This is a genomic window from Acinetobacter sp. YH16042, from assembly GCF_013417245.1.
GTDB lineage: Bacteria > Pseudomonadota > Gammaproteobacteria > Pseudomonadales > Moraxellaceae > Acinetobacter > Acinetobacter amyesii.
In genome coordinates this window covers 22,757-42,974 of the sequence record NZ_VPEJ01000006.1, presented here as the reverse complement: position 1 = coordinate 42,974, position 20,218 = coordinate 22,757, and the positions used below count along the sequence as shown (strand labels likewise).

Genomic DNA, 20,218 nt, shown 5'->3' with positions numbered 1-20,218 from the left:
TAATGATATGAGCGTAGAACAAGCTGGTTCGGTTTCTATTCAGCAGCTAACGAAACATTATCCCACACAAAAGCAAGAAGACTTAACCGTACTTAAGGACATTAACCTGAATATTCAGCCGGGTGAGTTCATTAGTATTGTGGGAAGTAGTGGCTGCGGAAAATCCACATTATTACGGTTGTTGGTTGGTCTAGAGCGTCAGTTTCAGGGCCAGATTTTGGTTGATGGTCAGCCTATACAGGGCACGAGTTTGGAACGTGGTATCGTGTTTCAAGATCATCGCCTGTTTCCATGGTTGACGGTACGGGAAAATGTACGGATTGCATTGCATAAAAGCCAGTTTAGCCGTGCAGAAGAAGATGTATTGATTGATGAACATTTAGAGTTGGTCAAATTAACCCAATTTAAAGATGCTTATCCTTCGCAGTTGTCTGGTGGGATGAATCAACGTGTGGCGATTGCCCGTAGTTTGGTGAATCGACCACAGATTTTATTACTCGATGAACCCTTTGGCGCACTCGATGCATTGACGCGGCAAAATTTACAGGATGAATTACAGCGAATCTGGCAAAGTGAAAAAATCACCATGATTATTGTCACCCATGATGTCGAAGAAGCGGTATTTTTGGGCGATCGAGTGGTGGTCATGCAGCCGCATCCGGGACGAATTAAACGTATTGTAGATATTCATTTAGCCCATCCGCGTAAACGCGAAGATGTCCGTCTGACCAATATTAAAAATGACATTTTGACTGACTTTAGTGATCCAGTAAAAGATCAGTTGCTTGAACCTTTATCTCACCGATTTGCCGATTATAAATTTGCATGGTAAGTCTGAATTGACCATCACCTAAACTTTTCAAAGCCCTGAATTCAGGGCTTTTTTTAGGCTTATCAAATATAGGTCAGTATGATCATCGCTTAAGTTGGATCAATATCAGTCCATAAAAATGCCCCTGTTGAGGCATTTGTTTTTCAGTTTTATTAAACGTTGGTTTATGAGGCTTGGGAGGTATGTCTTTTTTCTAAAACATATTGGTTTTCAGGTCGTTTTAAACCTAAGTTTTCTCGTAAGGTCTTGCCTTCATAAGCCGTTTGGAATAGACCACGACGTTGCAGTTCAGGAACGATGAGATCGACAAAGTCATTTAACCCCGCAGGTGTTGTTGGCGGTAGGATATTAAAACCATCGGCAGCGTCATTCTCAAACCATTCCTGCAGTTGGTCTACGACTTGTTCAGGCGTGCCGATCAAGGTCCAATGTCCACGGGCTGAAGCGATATATTGATAGAGCTGACGAATACTAAAATTGTGCTTCCGGGCAATATCAATCATCATCTGCTGACGACTGGAGAAATTAATGTCTGCATCTTCTATTTTCGGGAAAGGGGCATCTAGATCAAATTTGGCCAGATTAATGCCACCTGCCAAAGCAGACAATAAACTTAAACCCACTTCTGGGTGAATTAAACTATTTAAAAAGTCATATTTTTCTTGGGCTTCTTGTGCTGTCTTGGCAACAAAAATCGAAACCCCCGGCATAATTTTCAGGTCATCTGCATGGCGGCCATATTTCACTAAGCGGTTTTTGACATCACGATAAAAGGCTTGCGCATCTGCTAAGTTCTGCTGTGCTGTAAAAATCACTTCGGCATATTTGGCGGCCAGTTCACGACCATCTTCAGACTGTCCCGCTTGTACAATCACGGGATAGCCTTGCGGTGGGCGAGAGACGTTGAGAGCACCCAGTACCTGATAGTATTGGCCCTGATGATTGGGCTGATGTTGTTTTCGGGCATCAAAAAATTGCCCAGTTTCTTTGTTGTAATGGAAGGTATCATCCTCCCATGAGTCCCAAAGTTTTTGAGTCACCTCAATAAATTCATCGGCACGTTCGTAACGCTCTTTGGGTTCAGGGTGCTGCTGAATGTTAAAGTTTTTTGCGGCATCGGCAGAGGCTGTCGTTACTACATTCCACGCAGCACGACCTTTAGAAATATGATCTAAAGAAGCGAATTTTCGCGCCAAAATGTAGGGGTCTTCATAAGTCGTGGACGCTGTGGCAATAAAGCCAATATTTTGCGTCACAGCCGACAGGGCTGCAAACAATGTGACGGGTTCAAAGCCGACGCCTTTATCGCCCAAACCTTTCTCACCTTCGACAGCAGAACTCCAACGGACAGACAGACCATCGGCAAGAAAGTAGGCATCAAATAGACCACGTTCTGCGGTTTTTGCCAGTTCAATTGCATAATCAATATTGAGATGATCTTGTGGGCGAGATTCAGGGTGGCGCCAACCCGCGACATGCTGTGAGGTGGTTGGAATAAAAGCCCCAAGCTTTATTTGACGTTTAGACATAAAAAATTTCTCATCCCAATTATTCTTAAAAGATAAAAGGGATAAGAACAAAATCTATGCCAAATCGTAATTGTTTGAAAATATGCAATTTTTAATTTTAATTGGTTCTAATTGTAGATAAATCAACAGGATATAAAGCTATATGTTGAAATATAAACAGCAGTTTAACAGCAAACTTTATGCATGAATCTGTACAAAATTCCCCATATTGAGATGCAAAGCTGCGGATTGGATTGAACGCTATTAGCAAACTTTATAGCAATACTTTGATGGCTTTTCGTCTCCATACCAGTTGGTAATACAGCCCTTGTAAAATACATAAGCTGACAAAAGCCAAAGCATAGGCATACCAAATGCCTTTTAAGCCCCACCATTCACTAAATAGGTAGGCACACGGCACTTCAATGCAAATAATCGCCATAATATTAATAATCATCGGCACGGTCACCGTTCCGCTAGCCCGCATAATGGAAGCAAAAATAGCACTGGCACCAAAAAATAAAATCGACCAAAGCACAATGAACAGCAATTCTTGACCGAGAATCACAACTTCAGGATCTGTAATAAACAGCGCCATTAAATGTTTAGAGAATAAATAGCCCAATGCCACCAAGATACCAGTAATTATGAAATTCATCCCGATGGCCGTACGTTTCACGCGATTAATTAATTCAAATTGACCCGAACCGATGGCTTGCGCGGCAAAAATAGAAGCCGCAATCGCGATGGACAAGGCGGGGAATTGGATATAGTTCAAAACCTGATTGACCGCGCCATATGCAGCAGTGGCATCAGCCCCATGGCGGTTCACTAAACCGACAATCACGAGACCGGCCACAGAGGTCGTGACCATCTGAATACCCGTAGGAATGCCTAGTTTTAAGATAATTTTGCTGAGATCATGTTGATGGCGAATATGACGAATCAACTCGAAGTCGAGTTTGAGCGGGTGATCTTTCTTTTTTAAATAGAAATATAAAAATACCAAAGCAATTAAAAAGCCGATATGACTGGCAATGGCAGGGGCAATAATACCTAAACTTGGAAATCCAAATTTTCCTGCAATCAGTATTGGTGTAATGATCAGCCCTGAACCAATGGTCATACCCGATGCAATCAGCGGTGTTGTACTGTCACCGACCCCACGCAAAATCGAGGTATAAATAATATAAATAAAGAGCAGTGGGCTACCGGCAAGCATCCATTGCACATAAGGCAAAGATAAATGCATCACGTCTGGGGCTGTGCCTAAGGCCAATAAAATGGGCTTGGCAAATATAACCCCTAAAAAGGCAATAATGCTGCCACCAATCAAGGTCATAAACAGGGTGGAACCCACCACAGTACGAACTTTTTCAAGGTTTTGTGTGCCCCAAGCTTGACCTACCAACACGGTTGCGCCTGCCGAGAGTCCAATCACAAAAGCCATTAAACAGAACAAGATCGGGAAAAATACCGCAACCGCTGCAATGGCATGCACCCCAAGCATCTGACCGACAAAAACGGTGTTAATGGTCCCAGATAAATTCTGCAAAATATTGGTGGCGATCAAAGGCACCAGAAAAACTAAAAACGTTTTCCATAAATTTTGCTGAGTAACGAGGGACTGTTGTTTTGACATGCTCAGGTCCTAGACGCGGCTTTTTTATGATTTTAAGTTACTGATAACACTATCATGTTTGCATTCAAAAAAGCCTTAGTTTTTGAGTAACCAAGGCTTCATTATTTCTACATGTCTCTTTTAAAAAACGTTTGGGCAGATACTGCTTTAAATTGCGGAGAGAATCTCTGCAGCTCGATCTAAGGTGGCATCTTGTTTGGCAAAACAGAAACGTAATAAGCGTAAATTTTCCGGCGGTTTTTGATAGAACACTGAGACAGGAATCGCCACGATTTTATGTTGTTCTGCCAACAACTGACACATTTCCACATCGCTTAAATCTGGGCGTATGGCACTGTAATCAAGGTTTTGGAAATAGGTACCTGCCGATGGAATCAACTCAAATCTAGAGTGGCTTAAGCCCGCATTGAAACGGTCACGTTTAGCTTGGTAAAAATGTGCCAATTCAGCAATGTGCTCAGGATGTTCTGCCATAAAGTTAGCCAATGCCATTTGTATGGGCGTAACACCGCAGAAATTTGCAAATTGATAGATTTGGCGAAACACTTGCATCAAGGCTGGCGCTGCAATGCAATAACCAGTTTTCCACCCTGTGACATGAAAAGTTTTACCAAATGAACCCACGACAAAACTACGTTCACGCAGCTCAGGAAATGACAAAGCAGATAGATGCTGACGACCATCAAAAATTAAATGCTCATAGACCTCATCCGACAGCACAATAATATTTTTATCTCGAATCAGTTCGATCAAGTTGAGCCAGTCCTCACGATCCCAAATAGCACCTGTTGGATTATGCGGTGTATTGACAATAATCATCCGGGTTTTATGGTTAATTGCAGCGGCAACACGATTCCAATCCACAGTAAAATGGGGCGTCTCTAAGGCAATGTGAATGGGATGAGCCCCAACCAATTTTACACTGGGCGCATAACTGTCATAGCTCGGATCAAAAATAATCACTTCGTCACCCGCATGAACCACGGCTTGAATGGCACTAAAAATACCAATGGTTGCACCCGGGGTAATGGTCACTTCGGTGTGAGGGTCAATATTTAATTGGTCTCGATGGGCAAACAGTTGGACCAATTGCTCACGTAAATGCATCAGTCCATCGCCGGGTGCATATTGGTTAAAACCCTGTTGCGTCGCATCACTTAGCGCATTTAACAGTGCTGGAGGTGCAGGAAAATCAGGAAAACCTTGAGATAAGTTCAGTGCATTTAGACGCTGCGCCATTGCGCTCATGACGCTAAAAATAGTCACACCTTGTGCAGGCAGTTTGGATTCAATTGTGATCATGGAGCTTAAAAATTTTTAATAGGTTGCATTTTGAGTGTAGCAGCATCTCAGCGGCTGCGAAAAGTTAGATCAGCAAAATTGATCCAGTATTGACGTTCCTATTCACTTGAATCCTAAAGTGATGTAAAAGCCAAAAAGAAGAATTCAACAAATTATTTGCAAAATAGGGTAGACGAAAAAATAAACATTTCCTAAAATGCCGTCATTAAAAAAAATTAAATACATAATAACAATGCTTAAAAATATTCACGCCATGGTGGAAAACTTTGGCTTTAGCGTACAGAAACGTGCGCTACACATTCATTTCTCAAATGAACATCTAAATTCTGAAGTTTTTATTCAACGGATTGAAGGTCAACACCGTATTAATCAAGGCTTTCGTGCGGAAATTATTTGTCTCTCGACCAATGCTCATCTGGCTTTAAAGCAGTTTATAGGCGGCCGAGTGGCTGTCGATCAAGTGACAGATTTGGGACAACTCAGTCGCCTGACTGGTGTGATTACTGGGGCTAGCCAAGGTCAAAGTGATGGTGCACTGACCGTTTATAAACTGGTGATTGAGGATGCGACAGCACTCTGGCATAAGCGTCGTAACAGCCGTGTCTTTATGAACAAATCGGTACGGGAGATGACCGAGATTATTTTTAGTGAATGGCAGAAAAAAAGTGCGCTGTTTGCTGCCAGTTTAAGCTTGAACTTAGAGGGGCTTGCACGTACTTATGATGTGCGTCCATTTACCATGCAGGCGAATGAAAGTGATTATGCATTTTTAACCCGCCTTTGGCGCAGTGAAGGGATCAATTGGTTAATTGATGAAGCTGAGTTATTTGTTGCATTTTCGGCTGCACCAATGCAAGCACAGCAGCTGCGTTTAATTGATACCAATCAAGCTTATAGTGCTTTGGAACGGAAAAAAATTCGCTTTCATCGGAGTCATGCCACGGAACGTTTGGACACAATCACCAGTTTTGTGGCAGAACGTTTTTTACAATCGACCACCATTCAAACGCAGCGTTGGCAAGCTCAACAATTGGCACAAGACCAAAGTAATCCGCTCTTAAGCGCCCATGCACAGAGTGAGCAACAGCACAATGAAACCTTAAGTTTAGAGCAGGCGTGGACCATGAGTTCGGCCTGGACAACCGACCTTAAAGGTACAGATCAGGCGACCACTTCAAATACACAGCAATTGGATCAGTTGAATCGGCAACTCAATCAATATCAGGAATTACAAGCCAAATATTTTACCGCCAGCAGTAGCGTGCGGGATGCGCAAGTTGGGTATTGGTTTGAATTAGAAAATCATCCTGAAATCGATCAACATCAAACGACAGATCGTGAATTTCTCATACTGGGGAAAGCATTTTATAACCAGAACAATTTACCCAAAGATATTTTGGTTCAATTAGAAAAGTTACTTGCGGCGAGCCGTTGGCTATCTTTAGGGGATGAACGGCAGGCCAATGACCTATATGTGGTCCGTCGGCAAATTTCTGTGGTGCCTGAATATGATCCTTTATTACACCGGCCACCTGCGTTTCCACAGCGGGCTAAAGTGGTCGGTCCAGAAGGTGAAAGTATTTATGTCGATGCTTGGGGGCGTATCAAAGTTCGGTTTACGTTCACCCGCAGCGATGACCACAGTCATGATGGTGGAGCAGGGAGTAATGATAATGACAGTGACTCGGCTTGGGTCGATGTACTGACTCCATGGGCGGGTGAAGGTTATGGGGCACGTTTCCATCCTCGTATTGGTGAGATCGTGGTCATCGACTTTTTTGAGGGTGATGTGGATCGTCCCTTTGTAGTAGGACGAATACATGAAGCTGAACGATCTCAGACCATGTTTGACCTCAAAGGTCAACTTCCTAAAACCAAAAAACTCAGTGGTATCCGCTCGCAAGAAGTTGCGGGAACAGGCTTTAACCAACTGCGCTTTGATGACACGACAGGGCAGATCAGTACCCAATTACAAAGTAGTCATGCAGCGACACAGCTGAATTTAGGTAATCTTAGCCATCCTAAAGAACAAGACAGTAGCCATGGCCGTGGTGAGGGTTTTGAGCTGCGAACGGATGCTTGGGGAGCAATGCGTGCAGGTAAAGGTTTACTCATTAGTACCTATGCGCAGGATAAAGCAGTTGCCGATCATCTTGCTGCTGCTGAAGCTCAGTCTCTTTTAAATCAAGGGCATCAGAGCATGAATATGCTGAGCGGTTTAGCCGTAAAGCAACAGACCGATGCATTGAATGTGATTAACCGTTTGCCGAAGTTAATAAACTCTTTAGAAATCAAAAGTACTGCCGAAGCTGTCAAAGCGACTTTAAATTTGTTCAAGGAGGATTTAAGTCGAGACCCATTGGCAGCGTTAAAGAACTGTAAAAGTTTTGTCAAAGAAATGGGCTCAATCGCACATGATGTCAAAAGTACAGTAAAAGAATTTAAAGCATTTTTTAATGATGCCGAAGATGCCTTTGATAACTTAAAGTCTGTCATAGATCATATTGAAGAAAATGGTAAAGATGTGATTCAGGGGAGAATCGCAAGTCTGAAAAGCAACCTAAAAGAAGATCCATTAAAAGCATTAAAAGATGTGGGTAAATTGATCGAAGACATCAAATTTAACCCCGATGATTTGTTGAATAATGGTGGTTTTGGTTTACCACCAGCGATGACACCCATAAAAGCATTAGAAAAAGTACAAGGCTTTATGGAAGGCTATGCGCAAGGTTTAGAAAAATCCAATACAACGGCAAAACAAGAACAAGGCAAATTATTCCGCCAAGCGTTGATGTTGCTTGCATCACCCAATGGTATTGCACTTACCACACCGGAAGATATTGTTTTACAAGCCTCGCAGGATATTGCAGAAAGTGCCCAAGGTTCGATTAATTTCAGTGCTCAAAAGAATATTGTCGGGCATGCACAAGACAAAATCAGTTTGTTTGCGGCTCAAAAGGGCCTGAGTGCTTATGCCGCAAAAGGGAAAGTTGAATTACAAGCCCAAGATGATGCTATTGAAGCAATTGCACGAAAGGTGATTAAGCTCATTTCAACGGAAGATAAAATTGAAATTACAAGTCCTAAAGAAATCGTGCTGACCGCAGGGGGCTCGCAACTGAAAATTAATGGCAGCGGAATATTTACCACGACAGGCGGCAAGTTTGAGAGTAAGGCGGGGCAGCATAGTTTTGTGGGAGGAGCGACTGTAAATGCACAATTGCCTAAGCTGCCTGAAAGTGGGGTTTTTAGTCGGAGATTTGATTTTAAAGATCTAATTTCTAAAGAATTATTGGAAGATGGATTTAAATATAAAGTTATAAATAAAAATAAAAATACGGAATTTATAGGCCTGCTTGACAAAGATGCACGTACTCAAAGAATCTTTAGTGATAATCCTGACAATGTAGAAATAAGACTGTTAGGCAAATCTGAGATTGATTCGGATAAATTATTTCTTATGGAGGAAGATGTTTCTCAGGATAATTTAGGTGAAGCATGCTGTGGCGGTCATGAAGATGATCATAATCACGATGCTGAGGAAATTGATGACGATAATAATTTAGAAGATGATTTTAAGAGTTTTGGAATTTAAGGGTGAGTTTATGAAAAAATTAAAAGAAATAATAGCTATAGTTGTATTTTTAAATAGCTCAACGTTATATGCGGAAAGTTCGAAAGACTGTATGAGTTATTGGAATCAGCCAATTAAAAAGATACAGGTGCTTGAGGAAGTTGAATGTGAACATATTTGGAATTTTGGTAGAGATAAAAGTAGCTTAAATCGCTTGCAAGTAATTAATGATTTGAATTTAAAAACAAATAAATCACAATGGTTATCAACAGGACAGTGTCAAAAAATATCATATAATAAAAAAATATATAATATTTATAATGCCGAATACAAAGAATATGGGCACAATGTTTGGTTAATTTATGATGAAAAAAATGCTTTTGCATATTTTAGAAAAATAAATAGTAAAGATCAGTCAGTAGTTTTAAGTTGCAATCAGGTTGGTAAGGATCAAGAATTAAAATTTATACTTAACAGCTATTTAAAAAATAATACATCTGTAAGTATGGAAAAATATAAAGCTAATGATTGGTACAAAGAGTAATAATAATGAAAAAAACAATCACTTTTAAGGATGGTACTACTAGAAATTTTGAAACTAATTTATCGGGTTTTATTGAAGCGGTTAGCTTTAAAGAATCCTCATCAGATTTATCTTTGTCATTAAATCATCCAATAAATCTATGGTGTGCAAAAAAAATTAATGATGCTGGATATTTGGGTTTATTTCAATGGGGGGAGTCTGCACTTTATGAGTTAGGATATTATTTAGGTGATAAAGGGATCTCTTATGAAGATATTAAAAAGGCAAAGAAAGGATCTGCTTTGCATGAAAATTGGAAGAATCAATTTGACTCTAATAATTGGTCAGGACATTGGTCAGGTAAAAAAAATATAAATTCGAAATTTGAATTTTTGAATAATCCTCATATTCAATATGAAGTAATAAAAGAATGGATTAATTATTTATGTAAACAGATTAGAAATAATAATTTAAATGAGCATTTTGGTCGGGTGATTCAAGGTGTAGAGATTAATGAGTCTGGCGTTATCGCTGGCATGCATTTGGTTGGTATAGGAGGTTTGGGGGCTTTTCTAGGTGTTTCAAAATTTTCTAGTCATAAACAAACAGATGGTAATGGAACACATATTAAAAAATATATTCAAGACTTTGGTGGATTTGATTTAGAGCAGTGTTGTAATCGAAAAATATATATAAATCTAAAAGATAAAAATGAAAAGGCATTAATAAATAAAGAAGTTACAGTTGTTTCAATATATTCAGGAAAATCCTTTTCTGCAGAGACGAAGGTTCGGGTTAAAAGTGATGAAAATGGCAGTCTCCCTGTCATTGTTAGACACCCATCAACTGAGATTAAAATTGTAGCTGATGGTAAAGAATCTAATCCTATTATTCAAAAAGCTGATCAAAAACAAATTGCAACCTTAAAAGATTTTGATGTTTCAATATTTCAAGCGAATTTAGAAGAAAATAATACGCCTCAATCAAAGCCTCAGTCTAATAAAACACCTCAAGAAGTAAGAAATGAACAGAATACATCTGAAGAAAAAAAAGAAGTAGTTACTGGTAATATAAAAGATGTGAGTTTTAATATTCAAATTATAGAAGAGGATACAAAGAAAGCTATTTCTAATATGGGTTTTTACTTAACTTATAAAGGGAATATAAAAAAGCATACAGCAGATTCATCAGGGACTAAAAAAGGTGTAGTGGCTGAAGTAGGCGAAGATATCGAGGTTTCAGTATCTGGAGCTGGACAACGTCAAAAGATACATCATTTTAAAGTTGAACAGTCTTTATCTAATCAGACTGTTAAAATTAAATTACCTGTATGTTTTTTTAAAATTAATGTTAAAGAAAATAATGAAAATGTAACAAATACCTTAGTAAGTATTTTTTATAGAAATAAGCAAATTGCGAAAAGAACAGATAGTAATGGAGATATTAGTGTTAAAATGCTATTGGGTTTTGTTTTTGGCTTTGGAATAAAAAATAAAGAGCTAGAGAAGCTCCGTGTTCTGAAAGGAATACCAATTAGGCATTTTAAAGTTAATGAGGGATTTGTAAAAGCTTCAAAGCTATATGAAATTGCCGATCAAAAGCGTAAGGAAGCAGATGAACTCAAGAAAAAATCTGACCAAATGCAGCGAAAAAAGCAACTAGAAGCTCAGGAAAAAGAAGCAAAAGAACAGGCAGAAAGAGCAAAATCAGAGGCTGAAAAAAATCAGCCTATTCAAGATAATACATACACGGAAAATGGCGGTGAGCCACTAACAACTGTTAGTAATCAATCTCCACCTACAAGTGATACAACACGTTATCATATTTACCATGATGGTAAGATTAAGCGTGAAAATAAGGCTGCTACTGGTTATGCAGAATTTATTTACTATGATTCGGCGGGAAGATTTTATAATTTAGGTAAGTCTCAATTTGTAGTGGCTGATAAATGGCAATCAAAAGGTGTTAAGGCAGGTGGTAATACATATTTGATTGATCAACGTAAACATAAATATTACAAAAGTGGATCTTTAGGTTATAAGTGGAATATTATTAGTGGTGATGGTCGGTATTATTTATCAGGATTATCAATGTCTGCAGTTCTTGGTGCTATGTGTAATTTGGGTTATGCCGAATATATTGGATCTGGATTTAGTTGTAGGGATGGTTCCCCAGGTGAAAGTGTAAGTCATTTGAATGGTATAAATGGTGATTTTAGATATATAGCTATTAATAATAGACATATGACAGAAGTAACATATACTTCTCATGATCATTTTGATTGGAATAAAAATGTCGCTTTTGTTGAAGAGTTATTTAAATTTGGCTATAAATTGTTTGGCTCACATCCAGTGAAAATTAAAAAAAATGCATTATTGCCTCATTCGCAGTCATGGAAAGATCATAATCATCATATTCATCTACATGACTTTTCTCCAAAAGTGGAAGATTTATAATGAAAAAGAAATCAGTTTTTACTATTAGTTTTTTAATATACTTTTTATTAATAGCATGCACAGAACAATCAAAGAGTGAAGTTGAAGTTATACGAAATGATAATGTAAATGCTATATTTACAGAAAATGGTTTTGGTGGAGTTGAAGTAAATCAAAGAATTAACGATGAATTTATTGAAATTGAAAATAGTAGAGTAGATAATTGTTTTTTTGCTAAAAATAGAAAAATAAAATCCGATGTGGATTTTCAAGTTCTTAATAATAAAATTTCTGTAATTTCTTCAAATCAACTCGGAGTTTCTACGAATCTAGGAATTAAAGTAGGGGATGAAGAAAGTAAAATTTATGAAAAATATAAGAATTCAGTGATTGATAAAAAAATAAATCCATATGGTGAATCTCAAAATGATTATTCAATTATTATTTGGAATCATGATAAAACAAAGGGTACACGGTATGATATCGAAAGCAAAAAAATTATAGGTATAAAAGTAGGTGATACTAACCTAACTTTAATGGAAGGTTGTGCTTAAGCATTTTTAAAAAATAAAGCCGACTCTCGTCGGCTTTATTTATTCAATCTTCCAAAACTTCTTCCAATAACTCTTCACTCGGTGCAAAGTAATAAGCGCCATCCATAGGAGTGACAAAGTGAAGTAAGCGGTCATGAATGCCGTCACCACTGGTGCCAAACATACGTACTAGCATGCTGTCGATAATGCTGAGGTCATGGGTATAAGCAATAAAAAACAAACCTTGGTCACCGCGGCCATCGCCATAAGGCAATGAATGACGCAAAATTGCTAGTTCTTCACCTTCACCATTTTCAACAACGGTACGTGATACATGTGAGTTTTCAGGTTGTTCGTCTTCATCCAACTCAATCGACTCAAGTTTGGTACGCCCAATGACATGTTCCTGAGCATCTACCTTTAACTTTTTCCATTTATCTAAGTTATGTGCATAACGCTGTGCAAAGACAAAAGAACCATCAGCAAAAATACCCGCATCTTCTGCTAATAATGCTGTTTCAGCACGGTCATCTGGAAATTGAGGGTTTTCAGTACCATCAATAAAGCCGGTTAAATCACGGCCATCAAAATTGCGGAAGCACACACGTTCATCCAGTACGTCAACTTTATCTTGAATACCATCAAAGAATGCTTGGCTCAGCGCAAAGCAAATATCTGTACGCTGTGCTGCAATATGGATAAATACATCTGCTGGGGCTACAGGCATGTTAAATGAACCTTGAATTGGATCAAGTTGTTTAAAGCCTGCCGGGGATTGACTGTAAAGTTGTGCCCAAAGTTCTGGTCCAAAAGCCACAGCCGTTTTAATCTGTGCATTTGGATGTTGGGTAATCAGACGATCACGAGTATTAAGTAAGTCTTCAAGTTGTTCTTTTAATTCGCTAATCGTTAAATCTTTTAAACGTAAAACAATAAAACGAGCATGATCTGAGGGTAATGGCAAAATTACAGATTGAGCAGACATTCATGGCTCCTAAAAATTATAATTTCTGAGTGGCTGTGTATATTGTGCCTTAAGCAGCGCTGAGAGTGTAGCCTTCATTTGGCCTTTTAGCGTGCATTATTGTCATGAAAATAGAGTAAATGTCATATAATACAGACCCATTTCAAACTTGAGCTAATGATGTCCTATCAAATCTGGATTGCATACATGTTGGCATGTTGGGTAATTAGTGTTTCCCCAGGTGCAGGTGCAATTGCGTCTATGTCGAGTGGTTTGAATTATGGGTTTAAGCATGGGTATTGGAATGCAATCGGCCTGCAATTGGCACTTTTGGTTCAGATCGCCATTGTTGCAGCTGGGGCAGGGGTCTTATTTGCGACGACACCATGGGCTTTTCTGATCGTGAAATGGTTTGGAGTGGTCTATTTATTGTATTTGGCTTATTTACAGTGGACAGCGCCAACAGAGTCAATTGAAATCCAACAAGATTTACCCAATAAATCACGTTTAAAATTAGTTGTACATGGCTTTTTGGTCAATATGAGCAACCCTAAAGCGATTGTATTTTTGTTGGCAGTTTTGCCGCAGTTTTTAGATTTATCCAAACCCCAATGGATTCAATATGTCATCATGGCTGCAACGATGATTAGCATCGATCTGATTGTCATGGCGGGGTATACCGGTCTCGCTGCAAAAGTACTGCGATTATTAAAATCACCCAAACAACAAAAATATTTGAATCGAACCTTTGCGGTATTATTTGCTTGTGCGGCGAGTTTATTGAGTTTGGTGCATCAATAAATCCAGTTAGATGATTCTGAGCATCGTATTTGACGTGCAAAAAAAGCCATGCAACTGCATGGCTTTTTTTTGATATGTCGCGAATTGAACAATGAACGTTGCTACTTAAGCCACTTTCTTAAATTTTTGTAGGATAAAAATTAGGGCAAAGAGCAGTGCCATAGTTAATACAATGGTTAGTCCTGTAGAAGTATTTAAACCAGCACTTGACCATAACCCCACGGTCACACCGACTTGTGCAATAATGAAAGACCACAGTACCATTTGCTTCGGAGAATTTGCCAATAAACGAGCGGTTAATGCAGGAATCACTAACAGTGCACCCATCAGCAATGAGCCGACAGCACGTAAAGCCAATACGGTAAATAAGGCCAGTAACAACATAAAAATCAGACGTTGCCATTTGGCGCTGACACCTTCACTGACCGCAATATCGGGGTCAATGGCAATCTGAATCTGTGATTGCCAACTTTTATGAAGCACGGTCAGTGCCACAATGATCACCACTGCAAAGACAGGCAAATCTGACCAAGAAATGGTGAGCAAGTCGCCAAATAAATAGCTGAGTAATTCAGGTCTTAAGCTTGGCAAATGTTGTATGAAGAGTAAGCCTGAGCACAGGAGTGTTGCAGAACATAGCGCAAGCAAAGCGTCATTGGGTAAGCGTGGATCGTGTAACACCCATAAGATTGCAACTAATAAAAGTGCAATCAATGTAACGCCTGTCCAAAGCGGTAGACTCATCGCACCGGCAATGGCGACACCGAGTAAAGTGCCATGCGCCATGGTGTCTGCAAAAAAAGACATGCGACGCCAAAGCATCAAGCAGCCGAGGGGTGCAGTCAGGAACACCAGCAAAGTGCCCATGATCCATGCTGGCAAAAGGAGTTGTAGCCATTCCATCATGGATTATGCTTCCGGTTCAGGGTGAATATGGGGACGAGAGTCATGCTGGCAAGGCGTTGCACTATCGCCATGCGCACAGTGATCATGATGGTGTTGATAGAACACACGGTTTGTCCCAAAGATCGCTTGATATTCAGGATGTTGCTGCACATTTTCAGGCAAGCCACTACAGCAAATATGCTTATTGAGGCAAACCACACGATGTGTTCCTTGCATGACCCACTGTAAATCATGAGAGACCATCAAAACTGCACAGCCATATTTTTCAGGCAGGCTACGCACGTAGTCATACAGTTCCGCTTCAGACTGGATATCTAGACCTTGCATAGGTTCATCCAGAACCAATACATTCGGTTGACGCAATAAAGCCCGTGCAATCAATACACGTTGACGTTCGCCGCCCGATAGTTGCTGAACTTTAGATTGTTGTAACTTGGCAATGCCTGTATCACGAATAATTTCTTGCTTAATGCTGGCATCACATTTTTCTAATGCCAATAAATCACACACACGTAGCGGTAAGCTGTGTGATGGATTAAATTTTTGTGGCACATATGAGAATTTTAATTTTTGTATGCTGATCACTTTACCAGATACAGGTTTTACAATACCCAATAACACTTTGATGAGTGTGGATTTGCCTGCACCATTGGGACCAATCAAGGTGACAATTTCTTTTTCGTGTAAGGCGAAATCTACATTTTTTAAAATGTCACGTTCATCGATTCGGACATGAACATGCTCTAAAGCCACAATGGGCTTCATATTTAGTGTTTGCTGCGGCACTGCTGACAGATCCCTGAAATTTCAATAATACTGTGATGTGCAGTAAAGCCATCGGATGCAGACAATTCATCGAGTTGCGCCATCAAGCCTTGAGCAGATGCTTCTTTGACTATTTTACAATCGGTGCAAATCAGGAATGCGGCTTGATGTCCTTCGCGCGGATGACAACACGGGATGTACGCATTAATCGACGTTAGACGGTGAATCAAACCTTTTTCAAGCAGAAAATCCAGCGTACGGTATACCGTCGGTGGCGCTGCAGGTCGGTCAGACTCACTTTTGATTTTAGCCAAAAGGTCATAAGCGCCCATTGGCCCCGTTGCATTTAAGATCAGTTCCAATACTTCTTTACGCAAGGGCGTAAGTCGAGCACCCGTCGCACTACAGAGACTCTCAGCTTCAGCAAGGCGCTGTTCGACATTATGATGATCGTGTACACCATGCAAAGCATTATGATGTTCGTGTGAACATGCGCTCATAGCCAACCTCGAGTACGAAACTGTATAAAGAAAAAGACTTTAAATCTTAACATGAAGCGTAAGGACTTACGAACAGACGTAGGTTTTTTTACGATTTTGTTATATTATAACACTATTCATTTTATGGTGCTCTCTCCCCATGTCCCGTGTATTTCTTTTTTGTAGTTTGGCTTTATTCAGTGTGATGAGCTGGGCGCAAGGTCTCGTTGTTTCTACACAACCGATTTATTTAATCGCGAAGGATGTACTTAAGGGCGTAGAGCAGCCCAAACTACTGCTTGACCATCAATCTGGACATGATGTGAGCTTGACGCCTGCACACCGTAAAACCGTGCAAGATGCCAACTTGGTTTTATGGTTAGGCCATGCACACGAAGCACCTTTAGCAAAAATGTTGGATGAAAGTGGCAAAAGTATCGCTATTTTAGACTCAGGCATTATCAGTGCGTTGCCTTTGCGGGATGTTCGTGGCAATGCATTAAAAGGCACAATCGATACACATGTCTGGCTTGAACCAAACAATGCGGTTCGAATCGGCTTTTTTATTGCTGCTTTACGTTCACAACAGTTTCCAGAACATCGTGAAAAATATTGGGCTAATGCGCGTGCATTTGCGCAGAAACTCTTGATCACAGCCCAAAAAACAGATGTGTCGAGCCGTGCTCAGCCTTACTGGTCTTACCACGATGCCTATCAATATCTTGAGCGCTCACTGAATTTGAAATTTACCGGTGCGTTGACCGATGATCCACATGTCGCACCGACATTGGCACAAATCAAATACCTGAAAGACCATCGCGCGCAGCCAAAAATATGCTTACTTGCAGAAGCACATGCCAGCCAAAATCAGTATCAAAAGCTCGGTGGCATCGTCTTTCAGCCGGTGGACGAAACGATGAGTGGGGCAGGGGATTTTGTAACAGCATGGAAGATGTTGGCTGATGAAACCCTGAAATGCACACTAAATGCACGAAAGTAAAGTAAAAAATAAACAACTATTGATTAGTTTGAAAGCAGTTTGCCAATTTAAAAAAACACGACTAAGGTCGGGAAAAGATTGCAAGTTAAGGGGTGTAACTCTATAATGCCTGCGATTAAAAATAATCATCAGTTAAACTTGTCAAGCAGAATTGCTGTGAGTGAACAAAAATGAGTCGAACTAGTCGCATGATTGATCGACGATTAGCGAAAGCTTTAGTCATCTTACAAGCAGTAATGATTCCTGTTTCAGCCCTGATTGGTTGGGTCCTTAAAGACACAATCACAGCATATAGTGCAGCTTTGGGTGCGTTGGTATGTTGGCTAGCAAGTAGCTACTTTTCATGGCAGTCGTTTCGTGCGGCTGGTGCCCGTGCCTCTAAACAGGTGCTGTCAAACATGTATCGTGGCTTAATGGGCAAGTTTGCAATCGTGATTGTTGGATTCATTTTGATTTTGATCAATGTCAAGCCGTTGTCAGCGGTGGCATTGTTTTGTGGTTTTATGCTCGTACAAAGTATGTCGTGGGTCGCTCCTTTTTGGGCAACACGCTTAAAAAAACGAGTGTAAACACAACAAAAAATTGAAAAGTTTTTTGGAGAGTAACGAGATATCAGGCAGCACGCGATATTCGTTTTCTCTATTAGTTTTGACATTGACCAGGTGTGATTTATGGCTGCTGAAGAACATGCCCTTACTTCGACCGAGTACATTCAGCATCACTTGACTAACTTGACCTATGGCAAAATGCCAGATGGTACTTGGAAGTTAGCTGAGACTGCTAAAGAAGCTCAAGAGATGGGGTTCACTGCTATTCACTTGGATTCAATGGGTTGGTCTATTGGCCTTGGTATTGTTTTCTGTTTGTTGTTCTGGGTTGTAGCGAAAGCTGCAAACTCTGGTGTTCCGACCAAGTTCCAGTCTGCAATCGAAATGATTATCGAGTTCGTTGACTCAAGTGTCCGTGACACTTTCCATGGCAAATCGCGCTTAATCGCGCCGTTAGCGTTGACCATCTTCGTGTGGATTTTCCTCATGAACTTGATGGACTTGATCCCTGTTGACTGGATTCCTTATACAGCTCAATTGATCGGTGCTAACGTGTTTGGTATGGATCCTCACCACGTTTACTTCAAAATCGTTCCATCTACTGATCCTAACATTACCTTGGGTATGGCATTATCAGTATTTGCGTTAACTATTTTCTATAGTATCCGTGAGAAAGGTCTTGTCGGATTCGGTGCAGAATTTGCACTTAACCCATTTAACCCAAGTAACCCAGTTTTAAAAGCATTACTTATTCCAGTAAACATTATTCTTGAATTAGTAACTTTTATTGCACGTCCAATCTCATTGGCTCTTCGACTGTTCGGTAACATGTATGCGGGTGAGTTGATCTTCATCTTGATCGCATTACTACCGTTCTGGATCCAGTGGGCGTTGTCTGTGCCTTGGGCGATCTTCCATATTCTTGTTATTACGTTACAAGCATTCATTTTCATGATGTTGACTATCGTATATATGAGTATGGCTAGCGAAAAGCATTAATGGTATTGCTCAACTGTCAAAGGGTGGTTGGGCACACAATTTTTTAACTTAATTTGGTATAAACCTAACCTCTGAGGAATTATCATGGAACTCACTTTAGGTCTAGTTGCAATTGCATCTGCTATCTTGATCGCTTTTGGTGCTTTAGGTACTGCGATTGGTTTTGGTCTTCTAGGCGGCCGTTTCTTAGAAGCTGTTGCTCGTCAACCAGAATTGGCTCCACAACTTCAAACTCGTATGTTCTTAATCGCAGGTCTTCTTGATGCTGTGCCTATGATCGGTGTTGGTATTGGCTTGTTCTTCATCTTCGCTAATCCATTTGTAGGTTAATCAGCTTAATTCCTAAATTAAACTATTGAGGAATAGCAATGAATATCAACCTCACATTGATTGGCCAAGCGATTGCATTTGCGATTTTTGTCGCATTCTGCATGAAGTTTGTATGGCCACCACTAATCAATGCGATTAGTGAGCGTCAGCGTAAAATCGCTGATGGCTTAAACGCTGCTGAAAAAGCAAAAGCTGACCTTGCGGATGCGCAAGCACAAGTGAAAGCTGAATTAGACGCGGCTAAAGCACAAGCGGCTCAATTGATCGAACAAGCGAACCGTCGTGGTGCGCAATTGGTAGAAGAAGCGCGTACTCAAGCTGCGGCTGAAGGTGAGCGTATTCGTCAACAAGCGAAAGAAGCTGTTGATACTGAAATCAATGCTGCTCGCGAAGAATTACGTCAACAAGTTGCTGCTCTTGCAGTGACTGGCGCAGAAAAAATTCTGAACCAGCAAGTTGACGCAGAAGCTCACAATGCCATGCTGACTCAGCTGGCTGCTAAACTTTAAGAGAGGCGGATTATGGCTGAACTCTTGACGTTGGCACGCCCATACGCTAAAGCAGCATTTGCTTACGCTTCTGAGCAAAATGCAACTGACGCTTGGTCAAATGCATTGAACTTGCTCAGTGCTGCGGTGCAAGACGAAGCATTTTCAGCTTATCTAAATCGCCCTGAGCTTACTCCTGCTGAGCAGGTAAGTGTTTTCGCAAAAGTTTTAGGTGAAGACCAGACTGCAGCAGTGTCAAACTTTTTGACATTGCTTGCCGATAATGACCGTCTGGCACTTCTTCCTGAAATTTCAGAAGAATACGAACAGCTCAAATCACAGAATAACAATACTGTGGATGTAGTGATTGAATCTGCATTCCCATTGACTTCTGTACAAGAACAATTACTTGCGCATGCATTAGAGAAAAAATTCGAAGCTGCCGTAAATGTTTCTGTAGAAGTTAACCCAGCGTTAATCGCGGGTGTAGTTATTCGTGCAGGCGACCAAGTGATAGATGATTCTGCGCTTAACAAGCTTGAAAAAATGCGGACTCGTCTTCTTGCTTAACAGCTCGAAGACTGAACTT

The 20,218-nt window shown here is 40.3% G+C and carries 19 protein-coding genes; 12 read left to right on the top strand and 7 right to left on the bottom strand.

Annotated features, from left to right (window positions below):
- Positions 1–7 precede the first annotated feature (7 nt).
- Positions 8–832, top strand: coding sequence for an ABC transporter ATP-binding protein (locus FTV37_RS06305; RefSeq protein ID WP_078194037.1), 825 nt, complete (start codon positions 8–10; stop codon positions 830–832).
- 164 nt (positions 833–996) lie between these two features.
- On the opposite strand, the gene FTV37_RS06300 is transcribed toward FTV37_RS06305, so the two are convergent.
- The 3 genes from FTV37_RS06300 to FTV37_RS06290 all read right to left on the bottom strand — a co-directional run bounded on the left by FTV37_RS06300 (position 997) and on the right by FTV37_RS06290 (position 5,284).
- Entirely contained in the window at positions 997–2,361 is a 1,365-nt protein-coding gene (locus FTV37_RS06300; RefSeq protein ID WP_180063300.1) for an LLM class flavin-dependent oxidoreductase, read from the bottom strand.
- A 253-nt stretch (positions 2,362–2,614) separates the two neighbouring features.
- Complete coding sequence (locus tag FTV37_RS06295; protein ID WP_180063299.1) at positions 2,615–3,982, bottom strand: MATE family efflux transporter; 1,368 nt, start codon at positions 3,980–3,982, stop codon at positions 2,615–2,617.
- Between the two features lie 147 nt (positions 3,983–4,129).
- On the bottom strand, positions 4,130–5,284 hold the full coding sequence (locus FTV37_RS06290; protein WP_180063298.1) for a methionine aminotransferase: 1,155 nt from the start codon (positions 5,282–5,284) through the stop codon (positions 4,130–4,132).
- 232 nt (positions 5,285–5,516) lie between these two features.
- Between FTV37_RS06290 and FTV37_RS06285 the strand changes: the two genes are divergently transcribed.
- The 4 genes from FTV37_RS06285 to FTV37_RS06270 are packed head-to-tail and all read left to right on the top strand — an operon-like array spanning position 5,517 to position 12,370.
- Positions 5,517–8,879 carry a type VI secretion system Vgr family protein gene (locus FTV37_RS06285; RefSeq protein WP_180063297.1) on the top strand — a complete coding sequence of 1,121 codons (3,363 nt, stop codon included), beginning with the start codon at positions 5,517–5,519 and terminating at the stop codon, positions 8,877–8,879.
- Between the two features lie 10 nt (positions 8,880–8,889).
- Positions 8,890–9,402 carry a hypothetical protein gene (locus tag FTV37_RS06280; RefSeq protein WP_171262675.1) on the top strand — a complete coding sequence of 171 codons (513 nt, stop codon included), beginning with the start codon at positions 8,890–8,892 and terminating at the stop codon, positions 9,400–9,402.
- A gap of 5 nt (positions 9,403–9,407) precedes the next feature.
- On the top strand, positions 9,408–11,837 hold the full coding sequence (locus FTV37_RS06275; protein ID WP_180063296.1) for a hypothetical protein: 2,430 nt from the start codon (positions 9,408–9,410) through the stop codon (positions 11,835–11,837).
- Entirely contained in the window at positions 11,837–12,370 is a 534-nt protein-coding gene (locus tag FTV37_RS06270; protein WP_180026144.1) for a hypothetical protein, read from the top strand. The genes FTV37_RS06275 and FTV37_RS06270 overlap by 1 nt, the downstream gene beginning before the upstream one ends.
- 43 nt (positions 12,371–12,413) lie before the next feature.
- Here the strand turns inward: FTV37_RS06270 and FTV37_RS06265 are convergent, their stop codons facing one another.
- The gene (locus FTV37_RS06265; RefSeq protein WP_180063295.1) at positions 12,414–13,334 is read right to left on the bottom strand and encodes a Dyp-type peroxidase; all 921 of its coding nucleotides are present in this window, start codon (positions 13,332–13,334) and stop codon (positions 12,414–12,416) included.
- A 159-nt stretch (positions 13,335–13,493) separates the two neighbouring features.
- Here FTV37_RS06265 and FTV37_RS06260 point away from each other — a divergent pair, with 159 nt between their 5' ends.
- Positions 13,494–14,114, top strand: a complete 621-nt coding sequence (locus FTV37_RS06260; RefSeq protein WP_180063294.1) for a LysE family transporter — start codon at positions 13,494–13,496, stop codon at positions 14,112–14,114.
- 105 nt (positions 14,115–14,219) lie between these two features.
- Here FTV37_RS06260 and znuB read toward each other — a convergent pair whose 3' ends face one another.
- The 3 genes from znuB to FTV37_RS06245 are packed head-to-tail and all read right to left on the bottom strand — an operon-like array spanning position 14,220 to position 16,285.
- Positions 14,220–15,020, bottom strand: coding sequence for a zinc ABC transporter permease subunit ZnuB (gene znuB / locus FTV37_RS06255; protein WP_180063293.1), 801 nt, complete (start codon positions 15,018–15,020; stop codon positions 14,220–14,222).
- A gap of 3 nt (positions 15,021–15,023) precedes the next feature.
- Positions 15,024–15,785 (bottom strand): zinc ABC transporter ATP-binding protein ZnuC, encoded by a 762-nt coding sequence (znuC, locus tag FTV37_RS06250; RefSeq protein ID WP_373683469.1) that lies wholly within the window; start codon positions 15,783–15,785, stop codon positions 15,024–15,026.
- Positions 15,786–15,787: 2 nt separating this feature from the next.
- Complete coding sequence (locus tag FTV37_RS06245; RefSeq protein ID WP_078191481.1) at positions 15,788–16,285, bottom strand: transcriptional repressor; 498 nt, start codon at positions 16,283–16,285, stop codon at positions 15,788–15,790.
- A 139-nt stretch (positions 16,286–16,424) separates the two neighbouring features.
- Here FTV37_RS06245 and FTV37_RS06240 point away from each other — a divergent pair, with 139 nt between their 5' ends.
- The 6 genes from FTV37_RS06240 to FTV37_RS06215 all read left to right on the top strand — a co-directional run bounded on the left by FTV37_RS06240 (position 16,425) and on the right by FTV37_RS06215 (position 20,199).
- Complete coding sequence (locus tag FTV37_RS06240) at positions 16,425–17,264, top strand: metal ABC transporter solute-binding protein, Zn/Mn family (RefSeq protein WP_180022172.1); 840 nt, start codon at positions 16,425–16,427, stop codon at positions 17,262–17,264.
- A gap of 170 nt (positions 17,265–17,434) precedes the next feature.
- Complete coding sequence (locus tag FTV37_RS06235) at positions 17,435–17,833, top strand: ATP synthase subunit I (RefSeq protein ID WP_078194025.1); 399 nt, start codon at positions 17,435–17,437, stop codon at positions 17,831–17,833.
- A 102-nt stretch (positions 17,834–17,935) separates the two neighbouring features.
- Positions 17,936–18,811, top strand: a complete 876-nt coding sequence (gene atpB / locus FTV37_RS06230) for a F0F1 ATP synthase subunit A (RefSeq protein ID WP_078191478.1) — start codon at positions 17,936–17,938, stop codon at positions 18,809–18,811.
- An 84-nt stretch (positions 18,812–18,895) separates the two neighbouring features.
- Positions 18,896–19,141: a F0F1 ATP synthase subunit C gene (atpE, locus tag FTV37_RS06225; RefSeq protein ID WP_000424060.1), complete on the top strand. Its 246-nt coding sequence runs from the start codon at positions 18,896–18,898 to the stop codon at positions 19,139–19,141.
- Between the two features lie 38 nt (positions 19,142–19,179).
- Positions 19,180–19,650 (top strand): F0F1 ATP synthase subunit B, encoded by a 471-nt coding sequence (locus FTV37_RS06220; protein ID WP_078191477.1) that lies wholly within the window; start codon positions 19,180–19,182, stop codon positions 19,648–19,650.
- A 12-nt stretch (positions 19,651–19,662) separates the two neighbouring features.
- On the top strand, positions 19,663–20,199 hold the full coding sequence (locus tag FTV37_RS06215; protein WP_078191476.1) for a F0F1 ATP synthase subunit delta: 537 nt from the start codon (positions 19,663–19,665) through the stop codon (positions 20,197–20,199).
- The last annotated feature ends 19 nt before the right edge of the window (positions 20,200–20,218 follow it).

What these genes read in the sequence shown, in the direction of transcription:
- FTV37_RS06220 (WP_078191477.1), top strand. Translation starts at nt 19,180, where the DNA reads ATGAATATCAACCTCACATTGATTGGCCAAGCGATTGCATTTGCGATT.
- atpE (WP_000424060.1), top strand. Translation starts at nt 18,896, where the DNA reads ATGGAACTCACTTTAGGTCTAGTTGCAATTGCATCTGCTATCTTGATC.
- FTV37_RS06295 (WP_180063299.1), bottom strand. Translation starts at nt 3,982, where the DNA reads ATGTCAAAACAACAGTCCCTCGTTACTCAGCAAAATTTATGGAAAACG.
- FTV37_RS06285 (WP_180063297.1), top strand. Translation starts at nt 5,517, where the DNA reads ATGCTTAAAAATATTCACGCCATGGTGGAAAACTTTGGCTTTAGCGTA.
- FTV37_RS06290 (WP_180063298.1), bottom strand. Translation starts at nt 5,284, where the DNA reads ATGATCACAATTGAATCCAAACTGCCTGCACAAGGTGTGACTATTTTT.
- FTV37_RS06245 (WP_078191481.1), bottom strand. Translation starts at nt 16,285, where the DNA reads ATGAGCGCATGTTCACACGAACATCATAATGCTTTGCATGGTGTACAC.
- FTV37_RS06305 (WP_078194037.1), top strand. Translation starts at nt 8, where the DNA reads ATGAGCGTAGAACAAGCTGGTTCGGTTTCTATTCAGCAGCTAACGAAA.
- FTV37_RS06235 (WP_078194025.1), top strand. Translation starts at nt 17,435, where the DNA reads ATGAGTCGAACTAGTCGCATGATTGATCGACGATTAGCGAAAGCTTTA.
- atpB (WP_078191478.1), top strand. Translation starts at nt 17,936, where the DNA reads ATGGCTGCTGAAGAACATGCCCTTACTTCGACCGAGTACATTCAGCAT.
- FTV37_RS06260 (WP_180063294.1), top strand. Translation starts at nt 13,494, where the DNA reads ATGTCCTATCAAATCTGGATTGCATACATGTTGGCATGTTGGGTAATT.
- FTV37_RS06215 (WP_078191476.1), top strand. Translation starts at nt 19,663, where the DNA reads ATGGCTGAACTCTTGACGTTGGCACGCCCATACGCTAAAGCAGCATTT.
- FTV37_RS06265 (WP_180063295.1), bottom strand. Translation starts at nt 13,334, where the DNA reads ATGTCTGCTCAATCTGTAATTTTGCCATTACCCTCAGATCATGCTCGT.
- FTV37_RS06280 (WP_171262675.1), top strand. Translation starts at nt 8,890, where the DNA reads ATGAAAAAATTAAAAGAAATAATAGCTATAGTTGTATTTTTAAATAGC.
- znuC (WP_373683469.1), bottom strand. Translation starts at nt 15,785, where the DNA reads ATGAAGCCCATTGTGGCTTTAGAGCATGTTCATGTCCGAATCGATGAA.
- FTV37_RS06270 (WP_180026144.1), top strand. Translation starts at nt 11,837, where the DNA reads ATGAAAAAGAAATCAGTTTTTACTATTAGTTTTTTAATATACTTTTTA.
- znuB (WP_180063293.1), bottom strand. Translation starts at nt 15,020, where the DNA reads ATGATGGAATGGCTACAACTCCTTTTGCCAGCATGGATCATGGGCACT.
- FTV37_RS06275 (WP_180063296.1), top strand. Translation starts at nt 9,408, where the DNA reads ATGAAAAAAACAATCACTTTTAAGGATGGTACTACTAGAAATTTTGAA.
- FTV37_RS06240 (WP_180022172.1), top strand. Translation starts at nt 16,425, where the DNA reads ATGTCCCGTGTATTTCTTTTTTGTAGTTTGGCTTTATTCAGTGTGATG.
- FTV37_RS06300 (WP_180063300.1), bottom strand. Translation starts at nt 2,361, where the DNA reads ATGTCTAAACGTCAAATAAAGCTTGGGGCTTTTATTCCAACCACCTCA.